This window comes from Pedobacter miscanthi, from assembly GCF_003315595.1.
Classification (GTDB): domain Bacteria; phylum Bacteroidota; class Bacteroidia; order Sphingobacteriales; family Sphingobacteriaceae; genus Pedobacter; species Pedobacter miscanthi.
On the sequence record NZ_QNQU01000026.1, the window covers coordinates 24,286 to 45,427 of the forward strand.

The 21,142-nt window shown below is 38.2% G+C and carries 14 protein-coding genes; 6 read left to right on the top strand and 8 right to left on the bottom strand.

The features are described 5' to 3' along the window. Positions 1-2: 2 nt before the first annotated feature. Positions 3-2,996, bottom strand: a complete 2,994-nt coding sequence (locus DRW42_RS23460) for a SusC/RagA family TonB-linked outer membrane protein (RefSeq protein ID WP_113951307.1) — start codon at positions 2,994-2,996, stop codon at positions 3-5. A 767-nt stretch (positions 2,997-3,763) separates the two neighbouring features. Further along, positions 3,764-5,470, bottom strand: a complete 1,707-nt coding sequence (locus DRW42_RS23465) for an FAD/NAD(P)-binding protein (protein WP_113951308.1) — start codon at positions 5,468-5,470, stop codon at positions 3,764-3,766. A 422-nt stretch (positions 5,471-5,892) separates the two neighbouring features. On the opposite strand from DRW42_RS23465, the gene DRW42_RS23470 reads away from it, so the two are divergent. After that, positions 5,893-6,453 carry a DUF1543 domain-containing protein gene (locus tag DRW42_RS23470; RefSeq protein WP_113951309.1) on the top strand — a complete coding sequence of 187 codons (561 nt, stop codon included), beginning with the start codon at positions 5,893-5,895 and terminating at the stop codon, positions 6,451-6,453. 4 nt (positions 6,454-6,457) lie between these two features. Here DRW42_RS23470 and DRW42_RS23475 read toward each other — a convergent pair whose 3' ends face one another. The 6 genes from DRW42_RS23475 to DRW42_RS23500 all read right to left on the bottom strand — a co-directional run bounded on the left by DRW42_RS23475 (position 6,458) and on the right by DRW42_RS23500 (position 13,317). Beyond that, positions 6,458-7,249 (bottom strand): DUF4350 domain-containing protein, encoded by a 792-nt coding sequence (locus DRW42_RS23475; protein WP_113951310.1) that lies wholly within the window; start codon positions 7,247-7,249, stop codon positions 6,458-6,460. A gap of 117 nt (positions 7,250-7,366) precedes the next feature. After that, positions 7,367-7,759, bottom strand: coding sequence for an XRE family transcriptional regulator (locus DRW42_RS23480; protein ID WP_113951311.1), 393 nt, complete (start codon positions 7,757-7,759; stop codon positions 7,367-7,369). Positions 7,760-7,849: 90 nt separating this feature from the next. Further along, complete coding sequence (locus DRW42_RS23485) at positions 7,850-8,041, bottom strand: type II toxin-antitoxin system HicA family toxin (RefSeq protein ID WP_113951353.1); 192 nt, start codon at positions 8,039-8,041, stop codon at positions 7,850-7,852. A gap of 209 nt (positions 8,042-8,250) precedes the next feature. After that, on the bottom strand, positions 8,251-9,480 hold the full coding sequence (locus DRW42_RS23490) for a TPR end-of-group domain-containing protein (protein WP_113951312.1): 1,230 nt from the start codon (positions 9,478-9,480) through the stop codon (positions 8,251-8,253). Positions 9,481-9,557: 77 nt separating this feature from the next. Then, positions 9,558-11,927 (bottom strand): ABC transporter permease, encoded by a 2,370-nt coding sequence (locus DRW42_RS23495; protein WP_113951313.1) that lies wholly within the window; start codon positions 11,925-11,927, stop codon positions 9,558-9,560. 760 nt (positions 11,928-12,687) lie between these two features. After that, positions 12,688-13,317: a DUF4159 domain-containing protein gene (locus tag DRW42_RS23500; protein WP_113951314.1), complete on the bottom strand. Its 630-nt coding sequence runs from the start codon at positions 13,315-13,317 to the stop codon at positions 12,688-12,690. Positions 13,318-13,468: 151 nt separating this feature from the next. On the opposite strand from DRW42_RS23500, the gene DRW42_RS23505 reads away from it, so the two are divergent. The 5 genes from DRW42_RS23505 to DRW42_RS23525 are packed head-to-tail and all read left to right on the top strand — an operon-like array spanning position 13,469 to position 20,633. Beyond that, on the top strand, positions 13,469-14,467 hold the full coding sequence (locus DRW42_RS23505; protein ID WP_113951315.1) for an AAA family ATPase: 999 nt from the start codon (positions 13,469-13,471) through the stop codon (positions 14,465-14,467). Further along, entirely contained in the window at positions 14,467-15,354 is an 888-nt protein-coding gene (locus DRW42_RS23510; RefSeq protein ID WP_244215359.1) for a DUF58 domain-containing protein, read from the top strand. The genes DRW42_RS23505 and DRW42_RS23510 overlap by 1 nt, the downstream gene beginning before the upstream one ends. A gap of 2 nt (positions 15,355-15,356) precedes the next feature. Beyond that, the gene (locus DRW42_RS23515; RefSeq protein ID WP_113951316.1) at positions 15,357-16,727 is read left to right on the top strand and encodes a BatA domain-containing protein; all 1,371 of its coding nucleotides are present in this window, start codon (positions 15,357-15,359) and stop codon (positions 16,725-16,727) included. Further along, on the top strand, positions 16,714-18,846 hold the full coding sequence (locus DRW42_RS23520) for a DUF4175 family protein (RefSeq protein ID WP_113951317.1): 2,133 nt from the start codon (positions 16,714-16,716) through the stop codon (positions 18,844-18,846). The genes DRW42_RS23515 and DRW42_RS23520 overlap by 14 nt, the downstream gene beginning before the upstream one ends. Positions 18,847-18,848: 2 nt before the next feature. Further along, on the top strand, positions 18,849-20,633 hold the full coding sequence (locus DRW42_RS23525) for a tellurite resistance TerB C-terminal domain-containing protein (protein ID WP_113951318.1): 1,785 nt from the start codon (positions 18,849-18,851) through the stop codon (positions 20,631-20,633). The last annotated feature ends 509 nt before the right edge of the window (positions 20,634-21,142 follow it).

Consider the following 21,142-nt stretch of genomic DNA (forward strand, 5'->3'; position numbering starts at 1 on the left):
TTTTATAAATCGAGTTTGAAACCCAGAACAAATGTTCGTGGGATGGTGATATTGGCGCCGTCGTAAATTCCGTTATAGTTGATCAGTTCGGGATCAACACCCGAAAAATCCGTTAGCGTAAATACATTCAGGGCGGTGGCATATAAATAAGCCCTTCTAAACTTTCCACCCGCTTTTTTAAAGAGACCTGTTTTGCTAAAATCGTATCCTACGGTTACCGATCTCAATTTGATATAAGAAGCACTTTCTAAAAAGAGATCCTGATCGGTACGGTAAGCATCAACCGGACTCCATGGATTGTATACCGGATAATTTTTTTCGCTATCGAACGATTGCCATGAAGAAACTTCTTTAACCGAGTTGATGTCGTTTCCGGCCTCGCGGTTTACAAAGCCGTAACGGGTGGCCTCGTATTGGTTAATTGCCTTTTGACCGGCGGCAAAAATAAAATTGAAGTTTAAATCGAAGTTTTTATAGGTTAAGGTATTGTTCCAGCCTCCGGTAAATTTCGGCAACCTATCGCCTGTTAGTACCTTATCTTTACTATCAATCCGGTTATCATTGTTATAATCAACCCATTTCGGATCGCCTGCTTTTAAAGGAATGCCATTAAAGGTTCTGCCAGCAGGTACTTCGGCATCGCTATTATAAATCCCCTCATTGCTGTATAACCAGTAGCTGCCAACCGATTTCCCAACCTGAAGTTTGTTATCGTTTTGGTAAATCAGTTCGTTCAGTCCTTCTGGTAAAGCAGATAGTTTATTCTGGTTATAACTCAGGTTTAAACCCGTGTTCCAGCTTAATCCCTGTACTTTTTGCAAAACAGCTCCGTTAACCAGAAGCTCAATACCTTTATTGTTGATATCCATGCCCGATTTATACTGGGTAGAATAACCGGTTTCAACTGCTACCGGCAAACCGATTACGTTATTTTTATCTTCGCGGTTATAAACGGTTACTGCAGTATTAAGGCGGTTGTTTAAAAATGAAGCATCTAAGGTTACGCTGGTTCTGTCGGCAAAAGGCAGGCTGATGTTGTAACCAATAAAACCGCTATTGTATGGACGGTTGATACCCAGCAAACCACCGTAGCCGGGTATAGTAGGTTCTTCTTCCCATCCATTTTCCGACCGGTACTGTGGGCCCGCCGCAAAACGGTCATCCTGAAAAATCCTCAGCGTTCTGCCCCAGCCTGCACTTAAATGTAAAGCGTTAAGGGTTTTACTGTCTTTTAATAACTGTTCTTTTAAATTCCAGTTTGCATTAAATGCAGGTGTTGTTACCCAACGACTATCGGGCTGACCATTTGAAGTGCCATCCCTCCTGAGTAATGCACTAAATGTAAACAGGTCTTTATAGGCATATTTTGCAGAGCCGTAAAACGACATTAAGTTGTTGCGTTCTTTATCAATATACCTGAATACGTAAAAGCCTCCACTGGCTAATACATTCAGATAATCAGGGTTTTCTGAGCCGCCTATTGTTTGCCTGCCATCAACAAAAGATAACTTAACATAATCATTCGGTCCGTTATAAGCCCTTGCATAATTGTATTTATAGGTATCGCCCTGCAAGCTCTGCCCAACTTCAAAATCGACGGTATTGTTTTTATTGATGTCGTATTTATAGCTAACTGTATTGTTTATGGCTACCCTTTGGCTATATCCGAAATAATTGGATACATAGCTGATGCCTGCCAATAAGGTTGATGGGATAAAGTAATCCCTCACGCCTTCGTTATAATTAAACAAACCGGTGGTGGAGATCACAAATTTATTAACCTTGGCACTCAGCGTTAAATTTCCATTTAATACCGTTGAGCGATTATTATCTACATTTCTTTCGTTCTGGGTTAAATAACTTGAATACGAATCGGAATTTGGAGATAGCGGACTGCTTAAATCAGGAATATAGCGTGTTTCGGCAAAACGATCGCGTAAACTTCTGTTCCGGGTGCGGTCTAAACGGGCCGTATTAACTGTACTTGCCACGGTAAGCCATTTAAAGGGAGCCATGTTGATGCCAAAAAACAGGTTATAGCGGTTAATTCCGGTGTTATCGGCATTTCCGGCATTTTTTGTACCCGAGCCAAAAAACCTGAAGTTCGCCCGTTCTGTACCACCTGTAATACCTAAATCGGCCGAAAAGGTTGGCGCATTCTGATAATATAGATCCGTCCAGTTAGAAGGCCCGAAGTAAGCCACATTGGTAGAATCGCGTAAATAAGAAGCCGGACTGCCCGCAGGGTTATATTTCTGGTAAAACTGACTCCTGAAATTATTCTCATACACACCGTTAACGGTATTTACTTTTGGTGCAGTTACATACCCAAAGTAAGAGTTAAGACTGATATCCCTTAATCCTGCCTTTGCATTTTTGGTAGTAATATAAATAGCTCCATTGGCTGCGTTAGGGCCTAGTTTGGCCAATTCATAAGGATCTTTAATTACCGTAATGGATTGTATATTATTAATATCAACCTGTGATAATAAATTGGTTGCCGGACCAATCCTGTTATAATCGTATTTCTGCACATCAAAAGCGAAAGGATTATCGGCTACTAAAGGCACTCCGTTTAAATAAACTGCCGGCTGTAAAGCGTAAATGTCTTTTTTGTTAAAAAGCAGGCCCGATGTACCCTGTATAATCATACTTTGCTCGGTTCCGGGTTCTCCGTTTGGTTCCTGTACATAAACCCCTGCCAGGTTTCCTTTAATAACCTGTTGCAGCGATAAATTTGGAACTGGTGCAACCGAACGGATGTTAACGGTATCTCGTGCTGCCTTAAATTTCTGCAACGCCCTGATCATTTGCCCTATCGTATCTGTTTTTACAGAATAAGTGGATGGATCTTTTTTAGATTTTGAGGTATCCTGCTGAAAGGCAAAATAATTTCTGTTGTTCCCCTTAATCAATACCTCGCTGGCATGTAAAGATTGAAATCCAAAAACAGATAAAAACACGGCAAAACAAATGCTTGTGTAAATTTTAACCATTTGATTAGTTTTTATTAAATTTTAGTGTTAAAGATTAGCGCTGTTGTTAAAGCGTAATTGAGAATTTACTTTGTTTGGAGATTTTGGGCATAGCAATGCCAGGCGACAAAAAGTAAAATTTTTGAACATACGGTTAAGATTTGGATGATTAGTTATTATTTATAGCCCAGATATACTGTACCATAAATGGTTTAGTTATTGTTTGTTTGTTATACCTTGGTTAGAGGTTTTATTTTATTTATTATTTATAGTGCTCTTGGCGGTTAAACAAGATTTTTTGCTCGTAATACTAAAATAAAAATATCGGCTCGTTATGATTTGTTAATGCAAGATATAGATTAAGAAAGCTTGATTTTTATTTTTTTCAACGCAAACGTTTGCTTAAAAAATCGCGTTAATCACTTAATTATAGGCACATAAGTGATTTTAAAATAACCGCAGGATGGATATTTAGAAGTTTTTAAAAAATGAAGTTCAGATATTGTACCTCTCACTTAAAAAAACATTGAAATGACAATTATCCTGATTACAAAAATTAACCCACTGTAATCGGATTTTGATAAGATATAGATTTTTAAATACAGCTAAGCATTGTGTAAAATGACATCAAATACAGGGGGACACAAACAAAGCGCAAACGTTTGTTTTTTAAAAACTATAAATTCTCAAAAAATAAATAAACAACTGATTATCAATTTACTAAAAACAAAAAATCTCTTAAAAATATTTAAGAGATTGCCTGCCATGATAAAAATTTACCTTTGTATTTAAGCTAAGATACTGTTAATCACAGCCTCCGATGCAGCCTCGCAAAAATCTATTCCCGAATAATCGGGGTTATAACCGCCAATGTATGGAACGGCCATAATATAAATTCTTTTATTGGCTTCGCCATCTTTATCTACTACCTGAAAATGATCGTTAATGGTTATTCCCGGTACGGTTAAAAAGTAGGTATTTTCATCTTCTTTTATCACCAAATCGTTATGTTTCATTTCGGACTTTCCCTGTGCCGGAGATTTAAACTGTAACCTGGCAGGGCTCAATGTTCCTTCGTTAATTAAACTTTTGAATGGAAAATCTTTAAAAGAAAGGTGCGGCTGACCAACACAATCGATAAATGTATCGAAATGTGTAGTTATCTCTTTACCATCTGCTTTGTAATGATAATCTGCACCGCCTGTTTTTAAAGGTTTTACCTCTGCATCATCGCCCACTGCAACAATACTTAACACGCCGGCTTCATGCAGGGCTAACAGCTCCCGGCAAGAGCTCTGGGGAACAAATGCAATTACAATAGAAATCAGCGGCATTAACACTTTTTGCAGGCGTTCCATATCCTCTGCAGAAAGGTATTTGGCAGGGTAGTTCATCGCGAAGCTTAAAATGGCAAGTGCTTCTTTCCAGTAAATAGATTTTCGTTTTTCAATCGATTTTTCGGCTTCAAGGTATTCTTTTTTGAAAAGTTCGAAAGGCTCCATTTTTTCACGATAGCCCATCATGGCTTCTACAAAACCTTCGAGGTTCATGTTTTTGATCTTCTTATAAAAAGCAGGATCTTTTTCAATAAACATCTCTTTAAAGTTCTTCTCAAATACAAAATCCAGTGGTAAAAAGCCTCCATGCTCAGCTATACTTTTATGGATTTCGGCTTTACTTAAAGTTTCATCTTTACCCAGGTGCGAATCTTCTAAATGGAACCTGATAGCAGGTAACAGTCCGCTGCGCGAATGCATTACAATTTTAAAACCTTTGCTCTCCAGCTGATAGGAATAAGTACCATCTTCATTGTCGGCAAATTTCCCGTTGTTGCGGGCCAGTGTTCTTAACGCATCAATTGCCGTTAACGATGAGCCCATAATCCCGACCGCATGGTTAAGTTTTAATTCAATTTTTTTAGGCGGATAAGGTGAATCGAAATAATCAGGAATTTTGCCTTCATATTTCTTTGGCCAGTTATGCCCGATACAGATGATTACCTGATCGAAATAGGCTTTATTTTTATCTTTAATACAAACAGCAACTTTATCTTCCTCAGGAAAATCAATCACATCTTCTACCACGCAATTTAAATGTATGCTGGTTTTAATTCCCTTTTCTGCCGCAGCTTCTTTTAATAAATTAAATTGAGCGAATAGATATTCACCAAAAAATAACCTTGGTAACACCTTGTATTCATTAAATTTTTCTTCGTTAATGTCGAACTTTTTTAAGATTGATTTTGGTGCAATTTTCACCCAATCTTCGATAGAATTATAAATAACAGGAATTTCATTATCGGATACATTTGTGATATGCTCAACATTGGCACCTTCAGCACTGTATGGCATACCGGCCCCCAGGTAATCTTTACGTTCAAATATGGTAATTTCAAAATCGGTTGTCTCCGACGCTGTTAATCTTTTGTACATGAAAAGACCACTTGGTCCGCCGCCAATGATGGCGATTTTCTTTATTGCTGTTTTCGTATCCATTTGCTTTGATATAATCGTAAAAAGAAGAAATTGTTTTGGATTAAGTAAAAAGTCCGGGATTGGAGGTCTGACGGAGTGGAAATAACACCTCAGGCAGACCGTTATCTCGACTGAAACAAAGTGGAATGCCCGCCTGCTTCGGGCAGGGAGAGATCTGCTTTAATAGGTCATCTTAAGACGTTATACTTCGATAGAGATAACGATTGCGGTCAAAAGTTGTAATAAATATGAACCAATTGTGAGAATTGCTGTTAAAAGAGTTATGTGTATCCGATTAGTTAACCCCCTGAACATTATCGAAGGGTAAATAATTAACCGATTAATCCAATTAATAAGTTTCAGTTGGCCATGCACAATTAAGAATTAAACAATTCGCTATTCAGAATTAACCGATCAAGCAGTTTAAACATTTAACCATACGAATGAACGATTTAAAATTATATATGATTTTACTGGGCTCAAAAGCCCCGAAGCGGAATGTGGAGCAGCATGACTATTTTTTCGGTATTGCCCGGTCGTTAAAAGAACTTGTTCCTGAGATTAAGGCTTTCTGGCCGGAAGCAGGAAACAGCCTGCATATTGATGGCTGGAGAGAAGTAAATAAGGTTGATGATTACGAAGTCAGTATCAGATTAAGGGACGAGCACACACCATTTTCATTACATAAATTGTTTTTTATCAATCTCGGCGGCTATTTATCCGGTCAATTGTACGAGCAGCACCATATTGTATTATCGGTGCACGATGAGCGTGCAAAAGCCATACAGGATGCCAAAAAGACCGTGTTTTTTAAAACCAATTCGATGAAAGGCGCAAATTCGCATATCGACGAAAAATACGGCATCGATGTGGATGATATTTATAAAATAGAGGATATTTTAAGTGAGGAGGCGAAGCAAAAATACCACATTGAAATAAAACCATCTTCAGGATTACCTGAAGATGAGATTCATTTAGGTTATTTTAAGCTGGATAAACTATAAACTATTATTTTTTAGCGAGGCTTTTTAACCAAAGTACCAGATCCTGTGCTGCCTTGTCATTTTCGAAACCCATTTCCTTTGGCAAACGTCCGTTAACGTATTCATCGTATAACCAGGGATCGGCAATGGCTACCACACTGCCTTTACCAAAATTGGCAGTGGCAATAACTGTGGCGCCGGCAGCATTTTTTAATACTGGTTTTGCAGCGTTTTTGGTTTCGATTGAACACACATCTTTCATAAAGATTTTTTTAGCTGTTTTAAACACCGGATTGTTTTTGATTACAATGGCACCATCTTCAAAATGGGCGTCATCAATTACATGGTTCTGCATTTCGTTGGTAAAATGCATACCGAATACATTGGCAAGTTTATTAAAGTGCGGCAATTCTACATTTGCACTATCATTGGCAAACATCACCAATACCCCGCCCTGCTTTACCCAGGCTGAAATTGCAGCAATATGATCGGCTTCGATATAGTTAGGCTTAGGGTTTTCCTTCGGACGGTCGGGATCTACAATTAAATAAACATCGCTTCCTTTTAAATTGGCCAATGTTGGTGCGGTTTCGAGCGAATCTAATTTAAAACCTTCCTTTTTAAATATATTTCCAAAAATAGAGAAACCACTCATCGCCTGTTCACTCCAAAGGTAATGAAAACGAATTTCTTTGCCCTGTTTATCTTTACGGGTTTCGCGGTTAAAAAAATAATCGAGCGTAACGGTTTGTGCACCGGCTACAAGTGATGAACCTGTTAAAAGCCCAAGTAAACAAAATCTAAAAAGTAGTTTCATAAAATGGTATGTGATTAGAAAACCAAAAATATAAATTTAAAAGGTAATCACTTCATTGCCATAATATTTTGAACAGTATTGATAGATTTTTAATCCAGATTGAAAACCTTAAGATGTTTATGAAATAGAGAGATTTAAGGAAGAAAGCTCCTGACCTAACTTTTTAATCCCATTAAGAATCTTCTCAACCTGTTTTGGCCCTGGTATTTTATGCCCATTTGCATATTGCGAGATAAGGGTTTTATCCATACCTATTTTTGCACCCAAAGCACTGGCATTAATTATTTTATAATAATCAAAGAATTGTTTAACATCTAACCTGATTAATACCTCATCAATGGTAATTTCATTTAAGCCCTTGATTTCCGCATAGGAATTATAAGCGTCTACAATATTGTTTTTTAACGCCGTTACATCATCACCGGAAGTACCAATTGGCAATGAGTCATCCGATGCGTATGCAGAAAAACCGGTACCGGTTTTCTCTACAATAAATTCAATTTTCGACATGGTGTTCAATTTTTTAAATTATCAGGGTATAATTTTAGCTATTGTTTTTATCTGCCTCAATTTCAGGTATTGAAGAACCTATTGCAAGGATTATTTTAATCCTGCCTGCTTTAATATTTTTTGCGCCAAACCGGTTCCAATTTCTTTGGATGGATGATTTGCAATAATAATTTCGCTTCCCGGCCTTTCAGGGTGATGCCACACTTCATGGCTTCCTTTGGCATCCCTTAAAAATTCGTAACCGGCACTTTTTAATTTCCGTTTAAGCTCGCTCCACTTCATTGCCCTAGAATTGGTTCCCGCAAACAAAAGTAAACAATAGTTTACCTCAAAACAAAAATAAGTAAACAATTTTATACCTTTCATCATTATACATAAAAAAGCCAGTACTTTCTTTTTAAGAATTTGCACTGGCTGTATTATGCGTGTTTTGGTTATTTAACAAGGTAACATATAGACATCGGACTATGGACTCCAGACTAAGGACTAACCTAAGGTTTCTGCCAAAAATATTCAGGATTGCTGATTGCATAAGTCACTGATCCCTTGGTAACCTTTTTTGGCTGATGAATGGTATTAAAAGTTCCCGGATATAAGTTGATATATGCTGTAACGGGGCCATCTTTTTTATAGGTTTCCAAATCCCAGGTGCTATTTACCGCACATTGTATCCAGTAGAGGTTTTTCGACATGTAATAATCCAGGTAATGTTCTTTAGTCTGTTTTTCTTTATTGTTCCAGTTGGCATCTTCATTTAAGCTTAAATCTGCACCTGTTTTTAAACGTTCGCGTACTTCTTGTATGCTTAAGAGATTTCCTTTCGCATCGCTCACATAAGCATTAAAAGTTGGATCCATCCATACCCATTTATTCAGTGTATTACTCCATACCACATTAATTACGTGGCAATCGAAATCGGTGGTATCTTTTGGCATACAGGTAACTACCCTCGCCTTGAAACCTTCTGCCTGATAAGCATCTTTTAAAATAGTGGCCATCATCCGGCAGTTTATACCCCGGTTATCTTTTTTACAGATGGCGATAAGGTCTTTCCCATTTTTTAAGGCTGGATTATCCGAACCACCATCATGGCGTACAACATTATGTACCCAGTGAAGCAGTTTTTTTATTTTACTGATTTCATCTCCGTTGCCGGCTACCGAATCAAGATTAAAGTCTTTTTTAAATTTAACCAGTTCAGCGGCATCTGCAGTTTGATAACTGAAAGCTGGTAAATCTTTAACCTGTTCGTTTTTGTAGGGAGCCGATTTTTGGAGGACATAATTCATATCACCACGTTCCCTTAATGTTTGCAGGGCAGTTTTAAAACGTTTCTCCTGATGAAGACTGGCAAGATCGGTATCAACCAGGGTATTGGCATAGTTTGAATAGCCCATTGCAACTGCTTTATCCAATGCATTTAATGCTGCCAGCTTTTTCCCCTGCAGGTTTTCATAACAGGCCAGGTTATAATACATCCCCGGATAATAAGGCTTATATTCTTTTTTAATTTCGACCGTAGATTTTTCATATTGATCAACCCACTGGCTCATTAAACCGGCAGCGGTAGCATAATCTTTTTTTGCCGAAGCTGCCCGCCTGCTGTTTTCCAGTTTAATTGTATAATCTTTAAAATCATCAACTACCGGCGCATTTGTTTGGGCAAATGCTATAGTAGTGCAGATAAAAAATGAGATAAATAAAAAAAGAAATTTTTTCATTGCGATAATTTTAGGGTTACAGGTATAAATTGTTAAATTGGTTTATTGTTGTGATGAGTTGCAAATTATTAACTGAATTATTCATATTTCAATGCATCTACCGGATTTGCCGTTGCCGCCCTGTACGATTGTACACTCACGGTAGCAAAAGCAATAACCATGGTTCCGAATACACTGGTCAATACAATCGACCATGAAATAGCTGTTTTGTATTCAAAATGACCGAGCCACTGGTTCATCAAGTAACAGGCTACAGGCACACCGATAAAAACAGCAATCAGCACCATTTTCATAAAAGAAACCGATAGCAGGTTCATAATGCTGTTTACCGAAGCACCCAAAACCCTGCGTACACCAAATTCTTTAGTACGTTGCTCGGCACTATAGGCGGCCAGACCAAAAAGTCCCAAACAGGAAATAAAAATAGCTAATCCACCGAAAAGATTGGATAGTATGCCTAAAATCTTTTCACCCTGCAGCTTTTCGGCATAAAGTTCGTCTACAAACTTAATATCTACCGGATAGGCCGGATTAAGTTGTTTGCTCACCTGTGTAATGATTTCTATATTTTTACTTAAACTGTTATCAGGATTTAGCCTCATAGTAATATTTCCCGACCAATCTTTGCTAAAGGCAATTACCATTGGCCTGTCGCGATAATATGGCGAACCCCAGATAAAATCATCAAATACCCCCACAACTTTGGCATCGTTACCGTGATATTTCACTATGGTACCTACCGGATTTTTGAGGTTCATTTGCTTTACGGCGGAGTTACTTAACATTACCGCAGCAGAATCAGAAGCAAAATTTTTAGAAAAATCGCGTCCAGCGAGCAGTTTAACACCATTGGTTTTGATGAAATCATAGGAAGTTGCAATCTGGTTAAAAACAATCTGTTTGTCGGCTTCGGCCATTCCTGGCCATTCGAAATTCCAGAAATTAGAACCATCATGCGAAATACTGCCTGAAGACTGGCTTACTGAAGTAACCGCTCCTTTTTTGATCAGCTCGGATTTAAAAACCTCAAATTTACCGTACAATTCACCATCCTGTTGCATTTCTACAATCGAATTAATATCATAACCCACCGGGCGGTTTTTAATAAACTGGATCTGTTTATAAATCACCATGGTAGCAATGATGAGCATAATGGCAAAACAGAACTGACCAACTACCAGAACCTGCCTTAACGTAAATGGAAGTTTTTTTGCACCTGCGCCTTTACGCCTTAAAATCTGGATTGGGTTAAAAGACGAGAGATATAACGCAGGATAACTCCCCGATAAAAAACCGGTAATTAAAACTACCCCAACAATGCCCAGCCAATAGCTGATGTTATGATAATTGATGGCTAATTTAATGTTTAATAGATGGTTAAAAGTAGGCAGTGTAGTTTCTACAATAACGATCGAAATGAGTACTGCAATAACCATTAACAACATCGATTCGGTTAAAAACTGCGCAACAAGCGATGTCCGGTTGGCCCCTATTGTTTTTTTAATGCCCACTTCTTTCGCCCTTCTTTCTGATTTGGCTGTGGCCATATTCATAAAATTAATGCATGCAATAAGCAATATTCCCAGGGCAAGACCAATAAAAAGGTAAATTCTTTCGATGTTTCCACCCACACTTATGCCATTTACAAACTCTCCATACAAATGTTTATCGGCCAGTGGAAACAAAAAGCTTTCGGCCCTGGTTGTACTGTTTTCTTTAATCAGATTTCTAATCTTTTCATTTACCTGGTTAACGTTGGTTCCGGGCGTTAGCTTAACGATGGTTTGCCAGTTAAAATTTGTCCAGCTCGGCTCTTTCACCCAATCAAAAAGCGTTTGGTAAAAAGTCCAGGGCATTAAGAGATCGAAGCGGTTAGACATATTCGCTGGCAAATCTTTTACGACACCAGTAACCTTCAGAGCCGTTTTATTATCAAATTGTACTTCTTTATTGAGTACATCGGTAGTACCAAACAATACTTTAGCAGTTTGTTCTGTTAAAACAACCGATTCTGGATCATTTAAAGCTGTTTTAGGGTTTCCCTGAATAAATTCATATTGATAAATCTTCAAAATACCGGGATCTGCAAATTTTGCGTCTCGCCTGAAGCTATTTTCTTTATTGGCAATTAACGATTGACCGAAAGAACCAATCCGCGTAGCGGTTTCTACCCCCGGAATTTTCTCCTTTAAAATATCAGCTATAGTATTTCCTGTTGCATCACCCGTTCCGGTAATTTTTCCGTTTGCATCTTCGAAATTGGTCAATACCTGGTAAACCTGATCAGCGCCTTTGAACTGTTTATCAAATTTCCATTCGTAATTTACGTATAGCAACAACAACAGGCAGGAGGCCAAACCGATTGCCAGGCCAATAATATTGATGAGTGAAGAAGTTTTATTTCTCCAGACATTCCGCCAGGCAATTTTTATGTTTAATCTGAACATTTCTAATGATTGATTTAAATCTTATTCGATAACCTGCTTATATCCAAGTGCATACCAAATTTAAAAAATAGCTAAACAAATTATAAATCAATGGGTTACAAAAAATCAACACCCAACACCTGTTCAATATCGGACAGATAATGTTCATGATCGAACAACTGAGCTTGAACTTTAACAGTACAGATAGTATAGAACCGAATACCTGACTATCTGGCTTACTTCGTTTGAACCACCTAAGTACACCTAAAAAGACTCTATGCAAATGTAACTAAGATGCGCTCAGGTGACTCAGGTGGTAAAATAAATATGTAATGTAGATTGGCAATACCAATAGCATATTTTTTTTGAACCATATAAGACATTGAAGATTCATATAAGCTCGATGCGCTTACATGTTCTTATATTTCTTATATGGTTAATATATAGAGAAAAGGGCTTGTATTTTAACAGTATAGATAGTATAGAACCGAATACCTAACTATCTCGCTTACTTCGTTTGAACCATCTAAGTCACCTTAGTACACCTAAGAGGACTATCGCCCATTTAAAACTAAGATGCGCGCAGGTGACTCAGGTGGTAAAATAAATGAACCAATATCTTTTTTGAACCATATAAGACATTTAAGTTTCATATAAGCTCAACGCGCTTACATGTTCTTATATTTCTTATATGGTTAATATATAGAGAAAAGGTGTAGTAGATAATAAACAAACTATTCAGTCTGTCAATTGGTAAAATCTAACAGCACCAGAAAAAAACCTAGCTGTTAATCCCCATCGCATACAGGATGATATTTACCCCGAACTTGGTGTTATCCTCCGCCAGAAAACGTTTATTCCTGAAATCGTAATCCCACTCACAGCCATAATCCTTATTGCTATACAATACCCCTATCCGGTTGTTAACCGTAATTGCTTTCAGATAATCGTGCACCAGGTCGTCTCCCCAGCCGTTTAATTCAAATGATGTGGTTGGTGGTCCTTTTTCAAACTTGAAAAAAGAATTATAAATACCATGGTTATTAGGAATTTTTTTCAGCGCCTGTGCACCGAACAGGTTACTCATCTGTGTTTCAAAAGAACGGGCAAATAAACCATCAATATCGTGATTGCAGTCGTCAACAAAAACGAAACCGCCATTATGCACGTAGGTTTTAAAATTTACGGCTTCCTGCGCACTGAACTGCACCAGTTTATGTCCGCTTAAATAACAGAAAGGATATTTAAACAAATCTTTACTGCCCAGTTCAACAATCTTCTCCTCCTCATCCAAAGGAATAGTTGTATATTCTAAAAGGGAATTTAAAAGATTGGAAGGCATCCTTTGATCGGTATCCCAATCGCCGGAATTGTATTTTAACCTCGCAAATGTAAATTTAGCTCTCTGCATCACCCTAAAATTACCTTCATTTTTTATAAAACTGCTTTTTTATGCCAATTATCGTGTAAATTTTTTGATATTCTTTCCACAGGGCTAAAAACTATCTGTTAATATGCCCTATATTGAAGCACCATATCGTCAAACTAAAAATTAAACCGTTTTGGAGCGTTCAGAAAGCAAGCTAAAAATATTGATCGATAAGATCTCACTGTTAAAAACCGAAATACAGAAAGTTATTGTGGGTCAGGATGTGATCATTGAAGAAATGCTGATTGCCTTAATGGCCGGCGGACACTGCCTTTTGGAAGGCGTACCCGGTTTGGCAAAAACGTTAATGGTAAGAACCATGTCGCAGGCCTTAGACCTTTCTTTCCGGAGAATCCAGTTTACACCCGATTTAATGCCAACCGATATCGTGGGCACCGAAATATTGGAAGAAGACCATGTAACCGGGAAACGTTTTTTCAAGTTTAACAAAGGTCCGCTGTTCGCCAATATTATCCTCGCGGATGAAGTAAACAGAACTCCGCCAAAAACACAATCGGCATTATTGGAGGCCATGCAGGAGTTTGAGGTAACCTACGGGGGACAAACCTACCCTTTAGATCGCCCGTTTTTTATTCTTGCCACACAAAATCCTATTGAACAGGCCGGAACCTATCCCTTGCCCGAAGCACAGTTAGACCGTTTTCTTTTATATATCAAAATTGGTTATCCTACCTCAGCAGAAGAAACACAGATTTTAAGCAGCACAACAGGTAGCAAAAAAGCCGTAATTAACCCGGTTATTGGTGCTGAGGAAATCAAAGAACTTCAGGCCATCACCCGTGAGGTGAGTATCAGCAACGACCTGATTACATACGTAAGTGAAATCATCCGCGCTACCCGACCTGATACCACTACCGTAAACTTTGTAAAAGAATGGGTGCGCTGGGGCGCTGGACCACGTGCAGGGCAGGCATTAATTTTAACGGCAAAGGCAAGGGCCTTATTTAAAGGCAGGTATGCAGTAATTTTAGAAGATTTACAGACCATGGCCTATCCGGTATTGCGCCACAGGGTATTGATGAACTTTAAGGCAGAGGCCGAAAATGTTTCATCAGACAAAGTTACCGACGAACTGATCAAAGCCATTTCGAAACCAAAAGCCAATATTTAATGAGTAAACTGCTCGATCCAAAAATATTGATGGCCATTAAAGACCTTTCATTATCGGCTAAAATGACGATTGATGGGTTTATGAACGGTATTAACAAAAGTACCGTAAAAGGGCCTGGATTAGAGTTTAGCCAATACAGAAGTTACCAGCCTGGCGACGATCTTCGCTCACTGGATTGGAAAATGTTTGCCCGGTCAGACCGTTATTACATCCGCGAATCGGAGGTGGAAACCAACATTGCCGTACGTATATTAATTGATGCCAGTGCCTCAATGAACCACAATGATGGCGATTTTACCAAAATAGATTATGCAAAATACCTGGGTGCATCCTTAGCTTATCTCGCTAATTTGCAGGGCGATGCCATTGGATTATATGTATTAAAGAATTCGGGTATTTTCTCCATGACGCCCAGGCAGGATTACCAGCATCTGGCCCGTTTGTTTTATCAGCTGGAGCAGATCCACCCTGATGGAACATTTACCAAGCCCATTCATTATAAAGAGTTGTTCGCAGGTGCCCAAAAACGCGAACTGCTGATTTTTGTAACTGATCTTTACCAGAAAGATGACGAAATCATCAAATTATTGGATACACTGAATACTTTAAGGCACGAAATTGTGGTTTTCCATATATTATCAAGAAACGAACTCGATCTTGATTTTAAAGGTTACACCAATTTTGAGGACCTTGAAACCGGAGAAACCATCCAGATTGATCAAAGCAAAGCAAGAAAAGATTACCAGCATAAGCTTAACGCTTACCTGGAAAATACCAGGATACAACTGCTAGACAGAAGGATTTTTTACCGTACCATCACTACCGACGAAGCATTGGATCAGGCTTTAAGGGATTTTTTAAAACAAAGAAGTAAACTCAGAATTTAACCGTGCATTTTTTATATCCTATAGGTTTATTTGCGCTTGCAGGCATCATTGTGCCGCTTGTGATACACCTATGGAATGTAAAACAGGGCAAAACCATCAAAATAGGCAGCATCGCTTTGCTGGGAGAAAGTTCGAGTGCAAGCTCCAAAAGTTTTAAAATTAACGACTGGCTTTTGTTTGTATTGCGTTGTTTACTGCTGATGCTGCTGGCCTTTCTTTTGGCACAACCCTATCTTAAAAAAACAATATCAAAAAGTAGTAAAACAGGTTGGATTTTGGTCGATAAAAACAATTTTCCGAGGGTTTTCAAATCGCATCAAAAAACGATCGATTCATTGTTAAAAAATGGTTACGAAATTCATGATTTTAATGCGGGTTTTTCGCTATTAAGCTTAAATGATACTGTTGTTAATCAAATTAAACCGCAAAATAACCTCAGTTATACCACTTTACTTAGTGCAGCCGATCAAACCGTTCCTGCAGGGGCGCAGGTTTATCTTTTTGCCGATCAACGTGTAAACCGTTTTGGGAATGAATTGCCTCTTGTAAATTATAAACTGAACTGGATTCCGCTCAACCAAAGCGATACGTTAAGTAGTTGGATCGCCACTTATGCAGGAAAAAAGTATGAAGCGAAATCCAATCCATCAGGCACTGTTTATCAGGCTTTAAACACATCAGAGAACACGCCGGTAAACATAACGATACATGAAGGAGCCGGAATTAGCGACAGTAAATACATTATTGCGGCTTTGAAAGCCATTGGCAGTTTTACCCAACGGAAGATAATCATTAACCCTCCGGCAGGCAAGGCTACCATCGGTTTCTGGTTATCAGATGAAACCGTTTCAGCAGCTTTTAAATCATCAATTGCTCCGGATGGTGCCTTGTTTCAATACGAAAAAGGAAAAATACTCACTACGCCGTCTTTTATTAAAATTGATGGAAAACAACTCAAATTGAGTAAAAGAATTGCATCAGGCAATCAGGCAGAAAAAGTATGGACAGATGGTTTTGGGGATGCAATTTTAGCAAAAGAAAGGATTGGTAATTTAAGTACTTTCCATTTTTATAGCCGTTTTAATCCACAATGGAACGAACTCGTTTGGGATCCTTTATTTGTAAAAGCACTGATGCCAATTGTCATCCTTGATAAAAATCCGGAAGATTTTGGTTTCGAAAATAACCCTGCCGATCAAAGAATAGTATCGCTTAAACAGAAAGCGGTAATTGAGGCCAATAAAACTGTTTTAGCAACAAAAACCACCCAAAATAAGCCCCTTGCCACTATATTTTGGATTGCTGCACTTTTGATTTTTGCTACCGAACGTATTTTATCATTCAGAAAAAAACCACAATATGTTAAAAACTGAAGGAAAAAACTGGATACGTAGGTTAAAAATCAGGTGGATCAGTTTTTACCTGATCGGTACTATAGCCACTGCTTTGGCCATTACTTTGCTTTTATCGGTTACAGGTTTTTATCTGCTGCATGCCCCCATCTGGATTTTTGCAATTATTTTTCCGCTTGCCCTTGCCATTTTATTATTCAGCAAACCGGTTTGGAAAACCACTGATCTTGATGTTTCAAGATTTGTGAACAATCATTATCCCGAACTGGAAGAAAGTGCTGATCTGCTGCTGCAAAACGAAACGGAATTATCCATGCTGCAACAATTGCAACGTAATAAGATAGAAAACATCATTCTACGCCTTTCACAACCGAAAGAGCCGGCAAAGAAATTATATTTTGGCTTAACAATACTTCTTGTTGCGCTATTAATCAGTTTCGGGATCAGTAAAATCCCTCAAATCAAAAAAACAGATTTAAGTTCACCAGAAGCCAAAACTTCAGTTCCACTGATTAAAGAAAATATCCCTGCAGAAATTTCAGATTTCAGTGCAACCATTATTCCTCCTGCTTATACCAGAAAAGCAGAACGGAAACAAAAGCAGTTTACCATTAACGCCGAAACAGGAGCAACAGTGAACTGGAAAATTGAAACGAATATTGCGATCAAAAAGCTAAAACTCATTTTTAACGACAATGAAACCTTATCATTAAAAGCTTTAAATGCAGCGCATACGCAGTGGAGTTTCACCAAAACCATTAATAAATCGGGTTTTTACCAGCTTGATCTTGATGGTAAAAAATCAGATCTCTACCAGATCGAAGTGATCCCCGATTTGCCCGTTACCATTAAAATTACTAAACCTAAGCAGCACACCACCATTGATATCGGTCAGCCACAAAAGTTCGACTTGAGTGTATCGCTCACTGATGATTATGGTATCGTTGACGCATTTATCTCGGCTACGATGGCCAGTGGTAAAGGTGAAGGTGTAAGTTTTACGGAAAAAAAGCTCTCTTTCAATACCAATTTCGATAATAAGAAAAATGTTTCCTTAAATAAACTCATCGATCTAAAAAGCCTGGGTATGAAACCAGGTGATGAGCTTTACTTTTTCATCAAAGCGATGGATAATCACGGTCAATCGAGCCGCTCGGATATGTATTTTGTTTCGATTGTGGATACTACAGAGTTAATGAGTCTGGCAGGCATGACCAACGGCGTAAACCTTGTACCCGAATATTTCAGGAGCGAAAGGCAGATCATTATCGATACCGAGAAATTATTAAAAGAGCAATCCACCTTACCTGCAGCCATTTTTAAAACCAGAAGCAACGACCTCGGCATCGACCAAAAGTTATTGAGGTTGCGTTATGGTCAGTTTTTGGGAGAAGAAAACGAGACTGAAATTGGTGGCGATCACGACGACCATGATGAACATACCGAACACAAAGCCGAAGGTGAAAAATTTGGTGATGTAAGTGCCATTATGGACAAATATGCGCACAAACACGATATTGCAGAAGATGCCACTTTTTTCGAGCCGGAAATGAAAGCGCAGTTAAAAGCTGTTTTAACCGAAATGTGGAATGCTGAACTGCGTTTAAGAACCTACAAACCGCAGGAAGCTTTGCCATACGAATATAAAGCTTTGAGGTTGCTTAAAGACCTGCAACAAAAATCTCGTGCTTACGTAGCCAAAACCACGGTTAAGGTTGCAGCATTAAAACCCGAAAAGCGGTTAAGCGGTGAACTCGATAAGATTACACAACCTGTACAAAAAATGAGCTTCGAGCAGAAAGAAAAACGAACAGCTTCGCTAAAAACCGCACTTGCCCTTTTAGAAAGCAGAAAAATGGGCAAAAAGTTTACCGAAAACGATCACTTTTTACTCAGTGAAACCGAAAAATATATGATTGGTGCCGCAGCCGATCATCCTTCTACTTATTTAAATGCACTTGTCAGTTTAAGAAAATTAAGCACAATAGATAATTTGATAATTAAAGATATTGATCTGGTTCAGCAGGCCATACAAAAAATGATCAGTATCGAACCAACGAAGCCACAAACACAAAATGCTGGTCCGGCTTCGGCCTTGTACCAGGATTATTTTAACAATTTAAACAAAGCGGGCAGATAGATATGGAATTTAAATACATCGCCATTTTTGTTGCCCTATTATTGCTTAGCTTTTTGTTGTTTAAAGAGATCAAAAGGTTAAATAAAGCCAGGCTATTCTGGCGTATTTTAGCCAATATCATCGCAGTTGGCTGTTTTATATTATTTATTGTTCCCATTAAATACGAAACACACCTGCAACAACGTTCCGATGAAATCATTTTACTTACCCAGGGCACCCATCCTGATTCTGTTGCCAGTTTAAAAGGAAAAAAGTATGTGCTTTCGTCTATAGATTTAAAAAATATAAAAGCAACCTCCATTTCTGATCTTTCTTATTTTTTAAAAACCAATCCCAATATCCGGAAACTGAATATTTACGGTTATGGTTTAAATGCTGCAGAGCTGGAAAAACTTAAAGGCTATCAGATCAAATTCCATCCATCTGCCAATCCTAACGGGATTATTTCAGCCAGCTGGCAGGAAAAATTAAAAGCCACCGACGTTCTTGCCGTTCAGGGAAATTATCAAAATACCAGCAAGCACACCATTAAACTTTTGCTTAAAGGTTTGGGAAAAACAGTCGACTCAACTACTATTGAAGCACAATCGAATAAAACATTTTCTTTCAAAACCACACCAAAACAAAGCGGAAAAGCTATTTATCAACTTATTGCTTTGCAAAAAAATGATACTTTAAGCAAAGAGCCTATCCCAATACAGGTAGGTGATCAGCCAGCAATGAAAGTACTGATTTTGACTTCTTTCCCCGACTTTGAGTATAAGTTTTTAAAAAACTGGCTGTACGAAAACCATTATCCGCTGGCTTTCAGAAGTCAGATCAGTAAAAATAAGTTTGCTTCAGATTTTTTAAATATGGATAGTGTAAATCTTAGCCAGATCAATACTTCAACCTTAAAAAAATTCGATATCCTGATTATTGATGAAGACGAACTGGCAGCCATCAATCCAAACGAAAGGACTTCAATAAACGTCGCAGTTAATAATGGGATGGGTTTATTTATCAGGGTTTCAGGTCCGAAAGCTTTAACCCCGCTTAGCGGCAGGTTCACTCGTTTCGAATCTCCTGTTTTAAAGGATAAACCTTTAAATTTAAGTCTGGCCGAAGATCATTTCAAATTTAAACCATTGCCCATTGAGCAGACTTTGTTTTTGAAATCAGGTGAACATGATCAAGCCATTGTTGCAGATCCGAATGGAAAAACATTGGTAAACAGCAGCATCAGTGGTGCTGGCAAAATAATGGTTTCTACCCTTTCTTCAACATATAACTGGCTACTTTCCGGACAAAAAACAGATTATGCTACCTATTGGTCCAAACTTTTAAGCAGCGCTGCAAAAAAGAGAAGCGAGATTTTAAGTGTAAACATCCTTCCACAATTTCCAACGGTAAATCAAAAAACCAGGATCATTACTGATCTAGCAACGTCGGGTAAGATGCCGGCATTAAAAATAGATGATGTTGCGTTGAGTCCGCGGCAAAATATGGAACTTCCTTTCCAGTGGGATGCATTTTACTGGCCGCAACAAGCAGGGTGGACAAACTTACAGGTAAACCAAAACATTGAACCTGTTTATATTTACGAAAAAACCGATTGGCAAACACTAAAAAATCAACAGACTTTAAATGATACGCATCAATTCGTCAGAAATATGGGTACAGCTGAAAATAATACAGCGTTAAAAGATGTATTTGTAGAAGAAGAGATTTCGATCTGGTGGTTCTTTGCCGGATTTGTACTTGCAGCCGCCTTTTTATGGTACGAAGCAAGGATTTTGGCAGTTTAAAGAAGTCAAGTTTTAAAAACTTGACTTCTTTGGAGTTCATTTTATGATGAAACTTTGCCGCTTTACGCGTTAACAAATCATGAGAGTCATGAAACCTTCCTGCAGCATGCTGCTTGGAATCATTATAAATAACATAATATTTAACTAAGGTTCATTTTTAACAAGCGTTGAATAGCCTATCGTTTAAAACGATAAAATCGTAGAACTATTTTTGCACTCGTTTGGAAACGAGCGCAAGCATAGTCGATTCGTCATCTCGACTGAAGCAAAGCGGAATGGAGAGATCTAATAACAAACATCTTTAGATTTCTCCATTCCGCTACTGATGAAAAATCAGCATCTTCAGTCGAAATGACGGATTGCGGGGGATGAAAATCGTATCGAAATCATTTAAACCCTAGCTTTTCGCTTAATTTCCGTGCTTTTCTGTGTCTCCGTGGCAAAATTTACTCAATTTGCTAGTGCTAACGCTCGTTTCTAACGAGCGTTCAATAACATATCGTTTACAA

Excerpts from the sequence above, each read along its gene's own strand:
- DRW42_RS23460 (WP_113951307.1), bottom strand. The coding sequence starts at position 2,996 with ATGGTTAAAATTTACACAAGCATTTGTTTTGCCGTGTTTTTATCTGTT.
- DRW42_RS23465 (WP_113951308.1), bottom strand. The coding sequence starts at position 5,470 with ATGGATACGAAAACAGCAATAAAGAAAATCGCCATCATTGGCGGCGGA.
- DRW42_RS23470 (WP_113951309.1), top strand. The coding sequence starts at position 5,893 with ATGAACGATTTAAAATTATATATGATTTTACTGGGCTCAAAAGCCCCG.
- DRW42_RS23475 (WP_113951310.1), bottom strand. The coding sequence starts at position 7,249 with ATGAAACTACTTTTTAGATTTTGTTTACTTGGGCTTTTAACAGGTTCA.
- DRW42_RS23480 (WP_113951311.1), bottom strand. The coding sequence starts at position 7,759 with ATGTCGAAAATTGAATTTATTGTAGAGAAAACCGGTACCGGTTTTTCT.
- DRW42_RS23485 (WP_113951353.1), bottom strand. The coding sequence starts at position 8,041 with ATGAAGTGGAGCGAGCTTAAACGGAAATTAAAAAGTGCCGGTTACGAA.
- DRW42_RS23490 (WP_113951312.1), bottom strand. The coding sequence starts at position 9,480 with ATGAAAAAATTTCTTTTTTTATTTATCTCATTTTTTATCTGCACTACT.
- DRW42_RS23495 (WP_113951313.1), bottom strand. The coding sequence starts at position 11,927 with ATGTTCAGATTAAACATAAAAATTGCCTGGCGGAATGTCTGGAGAAAT.
- DRW42_RS23500 (WP_113951314.1), bottom strand. The coding sequence starts at position 13,317 with ATGCAGAGAGCTAAATTTACATTTGCGAGGTTAAAATACAATTCCGGC.
- DRW42_RS23510 (WP_244215359.1), top strand. The coding sequence starts at position 14,467 with ATGAGTAAACTGCTCGATCCAAAAATATTGATGGCCATTAAAGACCTT.
- DRW42_RS23520 (WP_113951317.1), top strand. The coding sequence starts at position 16,714 with ATGTTAAAAACTGAAGGAAAAAACTGGATACGTAGGTTAAAAATCAGG.
- DRW42_RS23525 (WP_113951318.1), top strand. The coding sequence starts at position 18,849 with ATGGAATTTAAATACATCGCCATTTTTGTTGCCCTATTATTGCTTAGC.